A 16312-nucleotide genomic window follows, 5' to 3' on the forward strand; every position below is an offset into this window, starting at 1 on the left:
CGGCTACTCTGCAACGGTTTGCGGCGAAACTTCGTCGTCGAACATTCCGTTGGTGGCGGCGTTGTTGCGGTGCCACACGTCGTAGTCGAGGTGGAACGGCAGTCCTTCGATCAAGCCGTCGTGGCGGCTTGCGTCGAGTTTGAGGCCGTGGTTTTCGCACAGGAGCATGAGCGCGGTGCCCAGGTCGAACAGGTAATGGAAATCCATGTCGGCCGCCCGGCCGATCTCGGCGTCGGCTTGCCGGTACGTGGTGGTGAAGCCGTCGGGCGCTTGTTCGAGCGCGAAGAGTATCCGTTCCGCGTCCATGCGGATGTTCGCGTCGATGGACAGCAGATCGTCCAGTTCCTCCTTGCTCATGGTATCCTCCTTACGTGCGCGGCATTCGAGCGCAGCCTATGCCATCGGGCTTACCCCTGCCCTTTTTCAACGTTTGCTGATGCTTACGTATCAGTGTTATTGCAAAAGGATATGATTCTGGTGTCAATGATTTTGCGTAGGCGTTTATAAAGCCTATCGCAACAATTTTTATCATTGCTTTTTTGAATAAATCCACTTCTCAATCATGAAATTCATATTGTCTGAGCAAGGCATTACATTCTATGAATATTTTCCCTTTTGTTCAAAAGAAATTCGATGAATAAGACACAATGTACTTCGTGTTGAATGTCATCAGAGCATGCATGTCGGTTATCTTATTCACTTGCGCTTGTGTCCTCTTGAATGTACTTTTCTCCGTTGTTCAGCGTTGACGTTGTCCGATACTGTTCCGCACATCCCAAGCGCAGCTAGAGCATAGAGCATTTCATCATCAGGATCTGATTCGGGAATCATGGACATGGGGCCGTGCATGAGCTTCACGTAGTCTGGCATCTCCGCAGTTTCAAAGCATTTTGTGACCTCGGTTCTGTTGATCTGGCCTTTATGTTTTTTGAAGTACCACGCAAGGAGGCCTAGGCTTTTTTCTCTGTCCTCCTTTGTGTATTTCAAGCAATTGAGGAGCAGGTCAACGCCAAACTCAACACCATCGCTTATGACTGTTTCGTCATTTGCCACAAATATCTTGGAGATTTGGTCCTTCAATTCTTCCGGCGCGCCTTCGTACAGCCGATAAAGATTGTTGATGTCATCCAAGCTGAAATGATTGGTAATTATCGCTGTGTTGATTTCAGAAGCGTAGTTTATAGCGGGGGATACCACATCGTTGAAGCAATTCAGCGCAATGAGTTTCTGTTGGGTATCGATGTTTGATCCCAACACGCCGGAGAGCTCGTCTTCTTCGATTTCTGTTTCGGCTTCCTTGGAAGAGTCGGACGTAATCAGGAGAAGAAAATCATCCATTGCGGAGAGGATGTAATCGAGTTTTAGGCGGGGGCAATGCTTCCTGAATTTGTTTAGCATATCGGTGTTCATCTCGATGGTTCTGGTTTCGATCATCGCTTTTATTGTTTCGTCATCGAGTATTTCAATATCGAAGGAGGAGAACGTTACACCACAGCTAGCTAAAATTGTTTTCTTGGTGTTTGCCGATATGGCATTGTTCTTGATGAGCTTGCTGATGATATCAATATAGTCTATGCCTGTCTCATCGCATTCTTGTTTCATGTCGGAGGGCAGCCCCTTTGACTCGATTAGCTTAGCGAGGTCATCGGAGATGGATTTTTCCGCAGCGCGGTAGAACGATATAATATTTTTGGCATTGCATTTGACAAGTTGGGCAGCCAGTAAGGCGTTTTTGTAAATGGGCGAAGTGACTTGAGAGATATTTGCTATTTCAATATTGCTCAGTAAGTTTATATACTTTTCGGCGGTTTCTTTTTGAATGGTTTTATTGTTCAAAACGTCAATCACGGTTTTAGGCGTATCTTTGAGTGAAGTTTTGGATCCTTCGACAACGCTAGAGATGAAATATGCTATATTTTCGGAAATGACGTCTGCAATGGGGCCATCTGAAAGTTTCAATGCCTCAGTTACCAAGGTACCTCGGTCCATACTCTGATTCACTTCAAATTCGAGGCCCAAATAGCCGTCAATGATTGAAGCTTTAGGCATGAAAAGATGGTTGTCATAAACGAATTTTAACAGTGTGGTGTTTGCTACATGGAAGTCGATGGCTTTGGCGCGATAGCCAGAGCGGCGAAGTCCTTCTTCGATTTCCGTATCGTTGAAACGTTGGTCATTCTCCAGGAAGAGGGGGTCTGAATTGATATACTCCACAAAAATACTATTCTCTGTTTCAGCCAGGGAGTTTGCGCTTTCGATGACAAGACAGTACTTGCAAAAGCACCGTTTCTGTTGTGCTGATATGTTTTCGTCGCTAAGCAGTTCTGCAACGGGATTATTGAAGTAACGCGGTATGAGTGGGAAGATTTTAGGAGTGAACTGTTCTGAGTCGATGAATTGCGCGAGATAGCGAATACCGCCAGATTGTCTGACGGACTTCATGAACGCATCAATTTTTTTCTCATCTTTGCTGTTGAGAAGAGTGCATATGAGCCAAGGGTTTCGACTGCTTTTGCGGGTAAACATCTCAGGACTCATCCGTCGTACGATTTCGGCTGGCGCTTTAGGCTTATATGATAAATCGATTGACGTGGCTTGCTTGATGCTGGAAAGGAAATCATCGTCTTCGGCGCAAAGTGTATCGGAATAGAAGTTGCTGGTATACCGTCGATAGGATTCGTCGATATACCCCGACGAGACCAGAAAACGTAGCATTGGGAAAGAGGGGCTGCTGATGACAGACGCCATCGAGAGTTCTTCGAAATCCTCTTTACGTTTGATATATTCGTCCGTAAACTTGAACAGTGTATCTGCATCCGGGAGCTCGTCAATAAGCTGTTTGATGGTCATCGACCGGATGATTTCGGTTTTTGTTGCGAGTTCTTTTAGGCGTTTGAGAATAACGTTGCTCCTACGATTTTCGTCGCCTGTGATTTCCATAAGCCGTTGTTTGTAGCCTTCGTTCTCCTCCAGGCTTTCCTGGATGTCTTCGAGTGTTTGGCGATCATCGTCGTCTTGTTCGGCCTTTTCTATAAAAGTATGAGGGTTGAAGGTTTTTGGATCGCTGAATTGATTGGCTAAGCAGCTTATGCTTCCGAGTTTCGGTAGGCCGAATATACATAGAAGCTCGTCTTTGCTTACTTTGGCCTGTTGCGTTATGTTTGTCAGCTCCTCTCGTAGCTTTACTTGTTCGTTATCGTGGTTTTCTATTAATTTGCCAATAAGTCTATGTTTGCCATTCAGTACCTCATGCAAGTATCCTCGCCCTACTTGAAGTAACTCGAAGTCTCTTGGGAAGAATGCTTTGTATGAAAGCAGTGCCACCAGGCGTTGGGAATCGCTGTCAGTGAAAGATCGGCTTTGAAACAGAGCTTTCTTATAATGATATGCCTCATTGGCGATGCTGTGGATGATTCTAGGGTCATCAATGTAGGAAGAAAGTTGATAAAGAAAACCCTCGTCAACGGTAATGCCAACCCCATTAAGGGCATTTCGGAAAATGTCCAATGCGCTGTCTGTGTCGACATAAGGGACGACCGGGATAACGAAATCGAAGAATTTTGTTCGATCATGAGGGTTCTCGAATAACCCGTCGCGTACCAGAAAAAAGAACTTCAGAGGCTTGGACGTTTTTCCGCGGGATTTCTTCATTCTCTCGTCGCTGAACCTCGAATCATTCGCCAACGCATTTAAGTTCCGCATCCTCTCAAAAATTGCTAGCGAATCAAACCTGTCGAGGTCTTCGAAAATAACGGCATCCACTTTGGATGCATTGAGTAAATATACGATTTCGTCTGCAGAGCGCTCATAAGGAGAGTCTGAATCCGAAGGGGCAACGTCAAATTCCGCTTCAAAAATCTTGACCCGTCTGACGATTTTCGAAATCACGTTCGTTCGTACAAGCTGATATAGGCCAACACCTGCTATGGATAACCATGCTGAAAAAGCTAGGTATTCCAAGTAAGAAGCTTGGAAGGAAAATAGTTTGCCCGAGAATTTCGGAAGGTATACGGTGAGGAGAATGAACGTCAAGATTAAAGCGGCTATGAATACGTCCATGACGGGTTTGTGATCACTTAATTTGCGGAGCCCACTCTTCGGAGCTAAGGATGTGCCGATCTTATGCACCATTTGTCTGAGAATTTCCGTTTCGACGGAGTTCTCCTCGTTGTTTACTCCTGCGAAAGTGGCGAGCGAAATGGTGATCCATTTTTCTTTGGCGGCTTGCTGCCTATGCTTAACCTTTTCCATGACGGAGCTCTTTCCAGCTCCGTAGGGTCCGGAAAGAGCGATATTCCTGCAGAGAGGATCATTCAGAACCTTCTCGAACTCTGTTTCATATAGAGAAAACTCTTCGTCTGACAACTCTCTGGGGTGAAGGGGTAATAGGTTGGACTTTTCCTCGTTTGACAAATCGAACTCCCAAATTGTGGAACTACCTGGGGCAGGTTCCTCGTCGTGGTTTCTTGGAGCATCTGGAGCGAGCATAGGTCTGTCGACATTCCCCAAGAGCATTGCATTCAACGTAGTATTTTACCATTACAAGGAAATATGGCTGGTTGATTCGTTTCATCGCATGATATTTTCGTTTGATTGGTTTTAAGGTTTTGATCATGCAGATTTACGTTTATGCAGTTGTCGCTCGTAGATGTAGCGCTGATGAGGGCCTAGGGCCCTGCCGAGAATTATAAAGAGGGTTATAAGCCAAAATGTGTGTCTGAAATCGTCTTCCAGGCCTTGTGGGACAAGGGTTTTCGTGGGTTTGAATGTGGCGGAGGGGACTTTCGAGGACGGCCAGAATGTGTGTCCGGAACGGGTCCCGACGCGTTGCGGCAGTAGGTGCGAGGGGCGTTTGAATGTGGTTGTCTGAACGGTATGAGGATTCCTTCGTGCCCCGGATGCCATGCGACGATGAAGAAGAACGGCAGGACCTCAGCCGGCAGGACGCGCTGGCGGTGCAAGGACCCGGACTGCGGAGCCTCCCTGCCCCGCGGCTACGACCGGCGCGCCGCCGACCTGCGCACGTCACTGGACTGGCTGCTGTCCAAGGAAAGCCAGGAGGAGCACGCGCTCTCGGCGCGCACGCTGCGGCGGCGCAACGAGCTGTTGTGGAGCCTGTGGCCGCCGGTCCCGCTGGTCGACGAGGTCTTCGACGTGGTGCATCTGGACGGCATCCATGTGCACCGTCGGGCGGTGGTGTCGGTCGCGGCCGCCGGCGGGCACGTGGTCGGCTGGTACGTCGCCAGAAGCGAGACCGCGGCCGCGTGGGGCCATCTCATGTCCAGGATCGCCCCGCCCCTGGCGGTGGTGGTCGACGGCGGCGGGGGCGTCCTGAAGGCTCTGCGCGCCCACTGGCCGCAGACCGAGGCGCGGCCGATGCCTGTTCCACGCGTGCATGAACATCACGCGTCTGACCGGGGCGAGGCCAAGGCTCGAGGCGGGCAGGCGGCTGCGCGAGATCGCCGTCGCCCTGAGCCGGGTTACGGACGAGGACGCCGCGCGGGCATGGCTGGTCTCCTACGACCGGTGGGAGCGGGCGCACGCCGCGTTCCTCGACGAGAAAAGCACTTACGCGGACGGCACCGTGGGACCGGCACCGGCGTCTGGTCAAGGCGAGGCGGATGATCCGCAGACGCATCCGCGAATGCCATCCGTTCACGTTCCTGCGGCCGCCCGACGGGTGCGCCGAACCGATACCCGCGACGAACAACCGGATCGAATCATGGAACAACCGCATCCGCGACATGCTCCGCCGCCACAGGGTGCTGCGCACGATCCGCCAGATCAAGGCGATCCGCTGGTGGCGCCCACCAACACACCCGGCGTCCCGGGCCCGCGTCATGGCTGGCGGACAACGCGGTCAGCGACCGGCGGATCGAGGAACTCTACCGACTGGCATGGGAACGCGGCCCGCAGGGCGCGTACGAGACGTTCGGCATTCCCAACCGGTACGGCACCGGCATCGACTGGAACGAATTCCACACCCAGATCAGATACCCGGACGCCATCGACTAGCCCCACCGCCAGACACACTTTTTGGCCTATAACCCAATAAAGAGCCCCAGGGTTGAGTACTGTTAGTAGGCTTAGGGGAGACCGTTGCTTTCGCCATATTCGAAACGCGAGATTTTCCAAAGTTCCTGTCGAGTCTTTCCGGCAGGGGCGCATGCCACCGATGCGGATTGGTAACTTTGCAGGGGTGGCGTCGCAAGCTGACCAAACTAAAACTGACTAACGCGGGAACTCCGGCGTGACTGGATATATATATCTGCATCCTAATAAACCAAGTCCGGCAAACGGGGTGTAGTTAATTGCTTTAAAACGTGATAATGTTTTTGAGGGGCAAATTCATCAACCGCGGATTGGGGATACGTTGTACTATACTTAATGCTCGATAGGAAACGATTAAAATTTTCGATTTTAGATGTTGAAAAGTGCAGGAAGAAAAAATGCTCTGAAGGAATGTGTGTACAGGAATTCTGAGAAGATATAGGGGGCAATGTTGTATAATCCATTATATGAACTCCAAAAAGCCAACGAAGTAATTGTGCGTCACCTTACGTCAGACGATTCCATAGATGAGATTTCGCAGGATGTGCTTGCGCAGCTCCGTCATTTAACCGAGCATCTTACTGTGGCATTGGTCTACGGGGATAAAGATTTTGACAATGGTTACAAAACCATACAGTCGGTATTTAACAAAAGAGTTGGATATAAATCTTATATGCAATTTCTTTACGAGTTCCATAAATTGTTGCAGGAGTCGGTATCTCATTACGTGCAAACTTTGGATGGATCTCACAGATTATTCCTAAAATACAGGGAGTATTTAGTACAGGCTCGTGCTATTTCAAAAGAGAAGTTAAAACTCGATATTCTTTCGGGTCTTGATGCGATTAAATGGGAAAATGATCCTGGGCTTTGTAAGTATTACGAGAAGATTTACGAAAAAATTCGGGTCTATGGGTTGAGTTCATATAGCTCGAATAATAGTGAACGTTTTTATATCCACTCCCGTAAAGCTGTATATGCGAGAGAGAAGGTCTTTTATGAGTATTCATTAGTTCCGGCAACAAACTTCACCAGCAAGTTTGACCATATTATAGCTTTTTCGCTTGAGCGTATTCCTACAAATTATTCCGTTGTTCTTTCTATTGAGAATGACGAGATTTCTGTTTTCAGCAAGATTCTCCCAATACTGGTGATTGTTAGCTGGCGTACATCCATCAGGCCATGTGAGATAAACAAGTTATTGCAAATTCTCGGTAGTACTGAAAAGGTTACTGGTAAGCTAAGTAGCTACAAACGACTTATGTCGCTTTTAACCGCCACTCAGAAGAGTCTGGTGGATCTTAGTATGCTTCCAGATTCTGAATTTACGCAGCTTGCGACGCAGTTGAGTGCCGCCTGTGGAAATCGAGGGATTAGTGAGCTTCTTGTCAAGTCTCGCGAAATATTGAGTAAGGGGGCCCCGGGGTCCAATGTTCTATCTTACCTTCTATTTCGTCCTCGAAACAAAGTTATTGCAGACCAGTTGAGTCAAAAGAAAAACATAAAGTTAAGTGGTATGCGGCTTGAATATGGCTGTATACCTTTTGACTCTCAGCCATATTGCACTTCTCTTATTAAACATTCTCCTTCTTTTTGGGATCTTGCTGGATGTATTAGCACAGAATCGTATGAAGATAATCTTCTTGCGAGATCTGTTAGAAATAAAGAAGAGGCGAGGGGAAAAATTTTCATAAGCGACAAAGAGTTTAGCTCATTTGGGGATTTGGATAATTTGATAGATAAATACAATAGTGGTCTGTACCGCAAACATTTAAATCGGAAGCTAAAACATGAACATCATCAAGTTTTTTTCGCGTCGGCAGAAGAAGACCTTGTAGCTATCGTAAACGAACTGACAAAGCTGTCGAACAGCGGGGCGGTGTCGCGTCAAGTCGCATCAAGCAAAAAAATTGATGCGGTGATGCAGAATCTTGATGACGACAAGAAAAAAGAAATTATTTCGCAAATATTTGTGAATAGCGATGTTGCTCTGCTCTATGGTTCTGCTGGTACGGGGAAAACTACTTTGATTAATAGTATTTGCAGTATATTTACTGGATTTCATAAAGTTGCAATCGCTAATACAAATCCGGCAGTGGAGAATTTACGCCTAAGGATCAACGATGATAATTGTGAATGTATGACAATTACAAAGTATTTGCGGCCATCGTGCTTAGAGGACATTGATCTTTTGATAATTGATGAATGTAGTACAGTAAGCAATGAAGAATATTGTCAACGAGAGATTTTAAGTTGTTGCTGCTTGTCGGAGATAACTGTCAAATTGAAGCTATTCGACTTGGGAACTGGTTTAGCATAGCGAATGATTTATGGCGTGATGAACATTTCGTTTTTAGGTTGGAAGAATCTCGGAGAGCGAAGAACGTTGCCCTCGTAGAGTTATGGAAGTCCGTGCGTTCGGTCGAATGCAACATTTCCGAAAAGCTGGCTTCCTCGGGCTTTTCAAAAAGGTTAAGTGCAGATCTTTTCAAACCGTCTTCCGGCGATGAGATAATTTTATGCCCGAACTATGATGGTTTGTATGGCATTAATAACATCAACAGGATGCTGCAATCTGAGAACAAAGGCAAAGCGGTCGATTGGGGTCTTAAAACTTATAAAATCGGGGATCCGATACTTTTTAACGAATCGAATAGGTTTGCACCTGTTCTATATAACAATCTAAAGGGGAAAATTACTGATCTTGAACGTATTGATGCCGAAACGCTCAGGGTCGGGGTTGAGGCTGAAGTACCTTTGGATGATGTTGATGTAATGCAAGTTGATGGCTTACGTATTGTCGGAAGTGCGAAAGAAGGCACTACGCAATTGGAGTTTGAGATTACAGCATTCGACGAAGACAGTGAAGACGAATCCTCCCAATCCTCTATAGTGCCTTTCCAAGTTGCCTATGCTGTTTCCATCCACAAAGCGCAGGGTCTTGAGTATGACTCGGTAAAAATCGTCGTTACAAAAGATGTGGAGAAACGAATCACTCATAACGTTTTCTATACAGCAATCACAAGAGCAAGAAAATACCTTTCAATTTATTGGAGTCCTGAGGCGGAATATAACGTCGTCAATAGTTTTTCTCCTACTGACTATAGAAAAGAGATGAACCTCCTGAAGAGTCGAAAAACATTTCAGAACATGGTGAAGGCGGATGTGAATATATGAGTGGAAATCAGCTTCACTAATTTTGAGCTCCTTGCTATGTATATATTGATGCAAGGAGCTCAAACTGAGATAAATTGCAATCCAAATATTTCCGAGTTAAAAATTGAATCAGGGCATGCAAAATCTGTGCGGATCACTCAGTTTCTTGTTTTCGAACGAGCATGGAATCTATGTTTCTGGTACATGTCATATTGCCGTTCATGTTGGAATTTTGGGACAGAGTGTCTTGATGGATGTGCTGAATATGGGTGAGGCCGTCGGTGGAACTGTTGGAGGTGCGGGCTTTAGCGGTTTTGCGGGGCTTTCGACCCCTGCGCGAGCCGTGGCGCTTGCCGAGGTGGATCGGGCGCATCGTCCGCAGGGTTTGGTGGACGGGCTGGTGCGCGTGTGGGAGCGGTCGGTCGTTCGACTCATGGTTTTCTTACCGACGCGGAGGTGCTGCGTATCAAACAGTATGTGCCGCAGGCGTTGCATGGTGTGGAGCGTTTGGTGGTTGCCGAAAACGCGGTGGGCGAGCCCGTGGCATTCATGGGAGCGGAGGCGGGCATGTTCGAGATGCTGTTCGTCGCGCACGAAGCGCAAGGCAAAGGTTTGGGCGGGGCGACTGCTGCGCTGGGGCATCGAGCGGTATGGCGTGGAGCGGTTGACCGTGAACGAGCAGAACCCGCAGGCGCGGCGGTTCTACGAACACATGGGATTCGTCGCCTACAAGCGAACCGCCACCGACGGCCAAGGCAACCCCTATCCGCTGATATACATGAAACTCGCATAGCTGTAGCGTTGGCGTTGCGTTGGCATTGCGTAGTGGGTAGAGTGTGGGGGCCTCGTGCAAGGCGCACAGCCCACATATCAATGTGCAGAGATGCAAATCTATTGCGATGAATACCGAAGACGCCAAAACCGGTTATCGGAGGATACCGAATCGATTATTCGTCGAGACTGAAAACTGTTGGTGCGGAAGAAACTTTTGTACCAACATCCCTATGTCGCTAATGGTATTTCACCTCAGTGTTATCGCTGAAGAATGATTCTTTCCTCCGTGTGACGGGATGTAGCGCTTCAGGTATTCGCGTAGTGCCGGATCAACCACATAAATATGTGTGCCGAGTATGCCTCGGGTGAGCAGTACGTAGTAGATGTTTTTGATGTACTGAGTGAGTTCTTCCGGAGAAGCCGTCGCCCAACCATTGCGATCGTAATAGCTGCTTTTGTTGGCGACTACTGAACCGGTCGAGGCATCATAGATGCAATCGGCGCCGATAATGGTATAGGTGTAGCTGAGATCGTAGCCTTGGATTGAGTGCACGCAGCCAACTTCGTGCGCGATGGCATCGTTATCGACACCACGGATAACCCAATTGTTGTAGGTGTTGTTCCAACGCAGTTTAATATCGTCTATTTCAATATCGAAAGCGTTGGGCCTTTTATCTTTTTTGGTTTTCCACTTCCAGGCGTATCCGGCAACCATACGGCTAAGATTGTGTCGTTCGAGCGTGGTGTTGAATGATTGGACAAAGTCCGCGAAATCTTCGTGAAGTACAAAGTCGTAGTTGTCGAATTGTTGTGGTTCGTCGCATGTGCCGTTGAGTAGCCCTTGAATGTACTGCAGATATTCATGGCCTCCTTGCACGCGCATTTGCGTTTGCAGTTGAATTGGTGGGTTGAGCGTCGGCTCGAGCACTTGTTCGACAGTGGCTTTTTCCACGCACGAGGGGCCGATGTTTTGCAGTGGGTCGTAGAAGAAGATGGGCAGTTTGGCTTGGTCAAGTATCCAATCGAGTTGGCTGGATCCTTGTGGAAGGCCAAGCTTTTCATTGACTGTGTCAAAGTTTCCATATTGTGTACCCAAATTGACGCGACGCTTGAGTTTATGAGCCTCGTCTACGAGCACGATGTCGAATGACTTTTCACCGGGCCGATATCCGTATTTTGGTTTGCATAAATCGGCGGGAGCGATGACGTCGGATGGTTTAAGCCCGCTGACGGAGGACAGTGTGTGTTGTAGCGTGGTGCGTAGCGAGGTAATTGGTTGAACGATCTTGATGTTCATTCCTGCATAGCGTGGGTCATCTTTGAGTCTTTTCAGCAAATAAATGGCAAGAATGGTTTTGCCGGTGCCGGGCATGCCTTGAACGACGATGGGTTGTGCTTTGTCGAGCCCGTTTTCGATGGCGAATAGGATTTCGTCCAAGGCAATGCTCTGATCGATGGTAAGCCGTTTGAACGGGGAATATTTGAAGACCTCGGACTCTTCGATTTCGCTAAGTGTTCGATCGGCGAGATCCATGGAACGCAGCTGTTCCCACAGATCGTTGAACATCTTGGCATATTCGGATTTTCCGAAGTAGTTCGAATCCGTCATACCATTGTTTTTGTTGGTTAAACGGTATTTGCCATCGGCGTGCATGTATTCGATGAGCTCATGTTCGTAACCGGTAATTACCGAAGCGTTGAACTCTTCGTTGTAGATGATGTTGGCAGTGTCGAAGTCTTTCTTTTCTTCATTGGCACCATGCTGGCTCATGCGGGATGCGATGCTTGTGGTTTGTCCCACGTATGCGCTGGTTTTATTGGCGAGGATATACACCATAGGCCAGTTATAGATACGATCGTCCGGCAAATCAGAATCTGCCGGGTTGATGCCTTGGCCATAATGGAACGGGCACTGATCGATGTGGAAGGGAGCGCCGCTTGGTTCCGGTGCTGTTTCGTGCGTGGGAATGGTTATCATAGCGTGGTGTACTTTCTTGCGTTGCCGTGTGCTTGTTCGATCGGGTATTTCTTCGCGTTGCGCTCGAGTTTACGTTGCACGATGTCGTTAAGGTCCAAGCCGACGTAATCGGCCAACATTACGCTGTAAATCAAAACATCAGCTAGTTCTTCGCTGAGTTCTTGCGTTTTACCCTCTGCGGAAGTGTTGGAAGCCGACCATTGGAAAAGCTCCAATAGTTCGGCGGCCTCAAGATTGATGGAGATGGCGAGATCTTTGGGGCTGTGAAATTGCTTCCATTCGCGTTCGTCTCTGAAACGAAGGATGCGGACGATACTATCTTCGCTGAGACTGTTCACGAGATATCCTCCAGACGACCGTAACAATGATGAATTGTTGTGCGCTAGGACATATTGTATCCACGTTTTGGGTAACTTTCGTGTTCATGCATTGATGTGTGTGCCAGATGCGTGGTGGGCGGCATGCCGTGCGGTTCCGCCTCTACATATTGACAAACATCAATATGTCTTGGTATGCTGATGATACATAGATAATCGTCGATATGATATGTGATCTTGAATGCGAAAGGCGGATGGGGTATGGCTGAGAGCTGCGACATGCATAATGGCATATCGAGAACGGGGGAGGTGTGCGTCATGGTTGGCGTACACGAGAGCTGCAATGATGATGCTGCGCTGACCGAAGGTCCCGCATGCAATACGTTGCCGCTAACCTGTGCCGAGGCGGCCGTGTACTGCAAAGCCTTGGCGGACCCGAATCGCATGAAACTGGTCACCCTGCTGCTTGATGGCGAGCGCTGCGGGTGCGCGCTGCTTGAGCAATGCGATTTCACGCAGCCAACCCTGTCACATCATATGAAGATTCTTTGTGAGGCAGGTTTGGTTCGCGCTCGCAAAGCGGGCAAATGGAGCCATTATTCGCTCAACGTCACCGCCATGGAGGCGCTTGGCCGCCACCTGATCGCCATGGCGCACGCTGTGAACGCTTCGGAGGCGTGCTGATGTGGCCGTGGATCGAAGACCAGCTCCTGGGAATGCACTGGCTGGACGAACTGATTGGCCGAGCGCTTTCGGCAATCGGGATCGACATCACTGGCCGGATCGGTGCCAGCATACAGTTTTTCCTGTATGACGTCATAAAAATCAGCGTATTGCTATGTGTGTTTATCGGGTTGATCTCCTATGCGCAAAGCTATATGCCTCCGGAGCGAAGCCGTCGGCTGTTGGGCAAGGCACATGGCATATGGGCCAACATACTGGGGGCCTTGCTTGGCACCATCACGCCGTTCTGCTCATGTTCGTCCATCCCGTTGTTCATCGGGTTCACGCGTGCCGGCCTGCCGCTGGGCGTGACGTTTTCGTTCCTGATTTCATCGCCCATGGTCGATCTTGCCAGCGTCATGCTGCTGATGAGCGTATTCGGCGCCCATATTGCCATACTGTATGTGGTGCTTGGCTTAATGCTCGCTGTCATCGGCGGCACGCTGATCGAACGGCTGCACATGGACGATCAGATTGCGTCGTTTGCGCTTGAGCCAATGTCGGCCGAAGCACAGGAACAGTCGTTGACCCAACGGCAGCGGTGGCAGTACGCTTCCGCGCAGGTCCGTGAAACGCTGCGTAAGGTCATCGTCTATGTGCTTGTCGGCGTTGCGCTGGGAGCCATCATCCACAACTGGATTCCACAACAGTGGGTGCAGTCATTGCTCGGTAGCGATAATCCGTGGGGCGTGCCGTTGGCGACGTTGGTGGGAGCGCCCATGTACGCCGACATATTCGGTACGATTCCGATCGCGGAATCGTTGCTATACAAAGGTGCGCAATTGGGTACGGTGATTGCGTTCATGATGGCGGTAACCACCCTGTCGCTGCCGTCCGTGATTATGCTGCGTCGCATTGTGCGATGGCGTTTGCTCGCCGTATTCCTTGCCATATGCGTTGTTGGCATTATGGTCATCGGCTACGCATGCAATTGGCTGCAATGGCTTGTCTAATACCGTGTCAGAACCATGCAACAGAAAGGAACCGTCATGATTCATATGCTTCGCAAGCTCATCAAGGGGCAGTCCGCGTCATCGTGCTGTGCTGGAACGCAGTGCGCGTGTGATGGTCCCGTGCAATCCCAGGCGAACGCATCTGCCGATACCCAGGACGGCAATGTCTCAATCGTGGTATTGGGGACGGGATGCGCCAAATGTCAAACACTCGAAGCGACCGCGCGTGAGGCGTTGGCATCGAGTCGCATCGCCGGCACCGTCACGCATGTCACCGACGTATCACGCATTGCAGCGTACGGCGTCATGCGCACGCCGGCTTTGATGGTAAATGGCGCAGTGATCTCGCAAGGTCTTGTGCCAGGCGTGGATGAGGTGCGTGCTGTGATAGTTCGGGAAGTGGAACGCTCATGAATGTGCGTCCGAAAGTCGCGTTTGTATGCGTGCATAATTCGTGCCGTAGTCAAATCGCCGAAGCATTGGGGAAGGCGTTGGCCGGCGACGTGTTCGAGAGCTACTCCGCCGGCACCTGCACCAAGCCACGCATCAATCCTGACGCCGTGCGGCTGATGAAACAGCATTACAACATCGATATGGAAGCGACCCAGTACAGCAAAACGTTGGATGCGCTTCCTGCCGTCGACGTGGTCGTCACCATGGGGTGCAACGTGCAATGCCCCATGCTTCCCTGCCGGATGCGGGAAGATTGGGGATTGGACGATCCGACCGGCGCGTCTGATGATGTGTTCGTGCACGTGATTCGGAGTATTGAAACCAACATCCTGGATCTTAAACATCGCTTGCAAGACCAGCCTATTACGCCGACAGTCCGGTAAGAAGAAAGTGGCGGCCGTCCCGGTGAGGAACGGTCGCCACTCGTGTAATTATGCTACTGGCACGCTATGTGCGGCACTGACAATTACTCTGCGCAATGCATGGCGTCGGCGCTCGCGTCGCTATCCGCATCGCTATCTTCGGTGTTCTGCGCGGGCGCTGCGACAAGGAAGTGTTCCTCGCTGGGCAGCACCGCGTTGAGGATAACCGCCACCACGAACGCCACGGCGATGCAGTTGGAGGCGAAAATCGACTGGAACAGTGCGGGGAAGTGCGCGAAAATGCTCGACACCTGCGTAAAGCCGATGCCAACGGTCAGGCTGAGCGCCGCGATGGTGATGTTGCGCTGCGAGTATCCGGCTTCGGAAATCATCTGGAAACCAGACAGGATGATGTTGCCGAACATCATGATGGTGCAGCCGCCCAACACAGCCTGCGGCATGGAGTTGAACACTTCGGCGATGGCCGGCACGAAGCTGGCGAGAATCAGGATCAGACCGCCGGAAAGAATAACCTTGCGGTTGACGACCTTGGTGATGGCCACCAGGCCGATGTTCTGCGCAAAGCTGGTCAATGGCAGGCAGCCGAACAGGCCGGACACGGAGGAGATCAAACCGTCGCCGGCAATCGCGCCCGCGGTTTCCTTCTCCGTAGGCAGACGGTTCAGGCCCACCTTGGTCAGCGCGGCCGTGTCTCCCAACACTTCCACGGAGGACACCACGTACAGCAGCGCCAAAGAGATGATCGCACCCGGGTCGAACTGCGGCTTGAACGGCATGAACTGCGGCACGGACAATACCTGCAGGTTCGCAAACCCGGAGAAATCGACCTTGCCCATCGCAATGGCCACCACATAGCCGACCACCAGGCCGAACAGCACGGACAGCTGCTTGGCGGTGCCCTTCATCAGCAGTTGGAACGCCAGGCAGGCGACCAAGGAAATCAAACCAAGCGTAAGGTTTTGCCACGAACCAAAATCCTTGGCCCCCGAACCGCCGCCGAAGCTTTCCGCACCCACGGTAAGCAGGGAAAAACCAATGGACGTGACCACGATGGCAGATACGATCGGCGGCACGAAACGACGCCAATAGCGTGCGGTCAGACCAAGGATCAGCTCGATCAAACCGCCGACCAGCACGGCGCCCACCACGGCGCCGTAGCCTTTGTCCGCGCAAATCGCCACCGCGGCAGCCACGTACGTAAACGAAATGCCCGTGACCATCGGCAGACGCGAACCAATGCGCCACGCACCATACAACTGCAGGCAGGTTCCCAAGCCTGCTACCAGCAAACCGGCCTGGATGACGGTGGCGGATTGCTGATCAGTCATCTTTGCGGCCGAAGCCACGATGAAAATCGGCGCCAGATTGGCGACGAACATGGCCATCACATGCTGTAGGCCAAAGGGGATGCCGCGCCAGAACGAAACAGGCGCGTCGAGGCTGCTAAGGGCTGCGAACGACACGCCTTGTTTACGTGTGTTCGCGGTATTGCGGTTGCCCATGCTGCTGGGTTCCTCTCTCTTG

General features: G+C 50.4%; 12 protein-coding genes and 1 pseudogene. 8 read left to right on the forward strand and 5 right to left on the reverse strand.

Annotated elements, in window-relative coordinates; all coding sequences use genetic code 11:
- Positions 1–3: 3 nt before the first annotated feature.
- Together AC1AWK_RS02975 and AC1AWK_RS02980 are read right to left on the reverse strand one after the other, a co-directional pair.
- Positions 4–357 (reverse strand): hypothetical protein, encoded by a 354-nt coding sequence (locus AC1AWK_RS02975; protein ID WP_476567998.1) that lies wholly within the window; start codon positions 355–357, stop codon positions 4–6.
- Between the two features lie 339 nt (positions 358–696).
- Positions 697–4515: a YobI family P-loop NTPase gene (locus AC1AWK_RS02980; protein ID WP_476569565.1), complete on the reverse strand. Its 3819-nt coding sequence runs from the start codon at positions 4513–4515 to the stop codon at positions 697–699.
- 360 nt (positions 4516–4875) lie between these two features.
- Between AC1AWK_RS02980 and AC1AWK_RS02985 the strand changes: the two are divergent.
- The 4 genes and pseudogenes from AC1AWK_RS02985 to AC1AWK_RS03000 all read left to right on the forward strand — a co-directional run bounded on the left by AC1AWK_RS02985 (position 4876) and on the right by AC1AWK_RS03000 (position 10000).
- A pseudogene (locus AC1AWK_RS02985) lies at positions 4876–6015 on the forward strand (IS1249 family transposase).
- Between the two features lie 484 nt (positions 6016–6499).
- Complete coding sequence (locus tag AC1AWK_RS02990; RefSeq protein WP_476568000.1) at positions 6500–8371, forward strand: AAA family ATPase; 1872 nt, start codon at positions 6500–6502, stop codon at positions 8369–8371.
- Between the two features lie 92 nt (positions 8372–8463).
- Positions 8464–9228 (forward strand): ATP-binding domain-containing protein, encoded by a 765-nt coding sequence (locus tag AC1AWK_RS02995; RefSeq protein WP_476568002.1) that lies wholly within the window; start codon positions 8464–8466, stop codon positions 9226–9228.
- A 649-nt stretch (positions 9229–9877) separates the two neighbouring features.
- A complete protein-coding gene (locus tag AC1AWK_RS03000) occupies positions 9878–10000 on the forward strand; it encodes a hypothetical protein (protein WP_476568004.1) in 123 nt (40 codons plus the stop codon).
- 228 nt (positions 10001–10228) lie between these two features.
- Here AC1AWK_RS03000 and AC1AWK_RS03005 read toward each other — a convergent pair whose 3' ends face one another.
- Positions 10229–11959 carry a DNA/RNA helicase domain-containing protein gene (locus tag AC1AWK_RS03005; RefSeq protein WP_476568006.1) on the reverse strand — a complete coding sequence of 577 codons (1731 nt, stop codon included), beginning with the start codon at positions 11957–11959 and terminating at the stop codon, positions 10229–10231.
- Positions 11956–12297, reverse strand: a complete 342-nt coding sequence (locus AC1AWK_RS03010; RefSeq protein ID WP_476568008.1) for a nucleotide pyrophosphohydrolase — start codon at positions 12295–12297, stop codon at positions 11956–11958. Before AC1AWK_RS03010 ends, AC1AWK_RS03005 begins: the two co-directional genes overlap by 4 nt.
- 240 nt (positions 12298–12537) lie before the next feature.
- On the opposite strand from AC1AWK_RS03010, the gene AC1AWK_RS03015 reads away from it, so the two are divergent.
- Genes AC1AWK_RS03015 through AC1AWK_RS03030 form a run of 4 tightly spaced genes read left to right on the forward strand, consistent with a single transcriptional unit; the run spans position 12538 to position 14788 of the window.
- Complete coding sequence (locus AC1AWK_RS03015) at positions 12538–12960, forward strand: ArsR/SmtB family transcription factor (protein ID WP_476568010.1); 423 nt, start codon at positions 12538–12540, stop codon at positions 12958–12960.
- Positions 12960–13952, forward strand: coding sequence for a permease (locus tag AC1AWK_RS03020; protein WP_476568012.1), 993 nt, complete (start codon positions 12960–12962; stop codon positions 13950–13952). Before AC1AWK_RS03015 ends, AC1AWK_RS03020 begins: the two co-directional genes overlap by 1 nt.
- A 36-nt stretch (positions 13953–13988) precedes the next feature.
- Positions 13989–14366, forward strand: a complete 378-nt coding sequence (locus AC1AWK_RS03025) for a thioredoxin family protein (protein ID WP_476568014.1) — start codon at positions 13989–13991, stop codon at positions 14364–14366.
- Positions 14363–14788 carry an arsenate reductase ArsC gene (locus AC1AWK_RS03030; RefSeq protein WP_476568016.1) on the forward strand — a complete coding sequence of 142 codons (426 nt, stop codon included), beginning with the start codon at positions 14363–14365 and terminating at the stop codon, positions 14786–14788. Before AC1AWK_RS03025 ends, AC1AWK_RS03030 begins: the two co-directional genes overlap by 4 nt.
- Positions 14789–14871: 83 nt before the next feature.
- Here AC1AWK_RS03030 and AC1AWK_RS03035 read toward each other — a convergent pair whose 3' ends face one another.
- Positions 14872–16290 carry a nucleobase:cation symporter-2 family protein gene (locus AC1AWK_RS03035; RefSeq protein WP_476568018.1) on the reverse strand — a complete coding sequence of 473 codons (1419 nt, stop codon included), beginning with the start codon at positions 16288–16290 and terminating at the stop codon, positions 14872–14874.
- Positions 16291–16312: the final 22 nt, after the last annotated feature.

The sequence above is a fragment of the Bifidobacterium sp. LH_491 genome, from assembly GCF_056356495.1.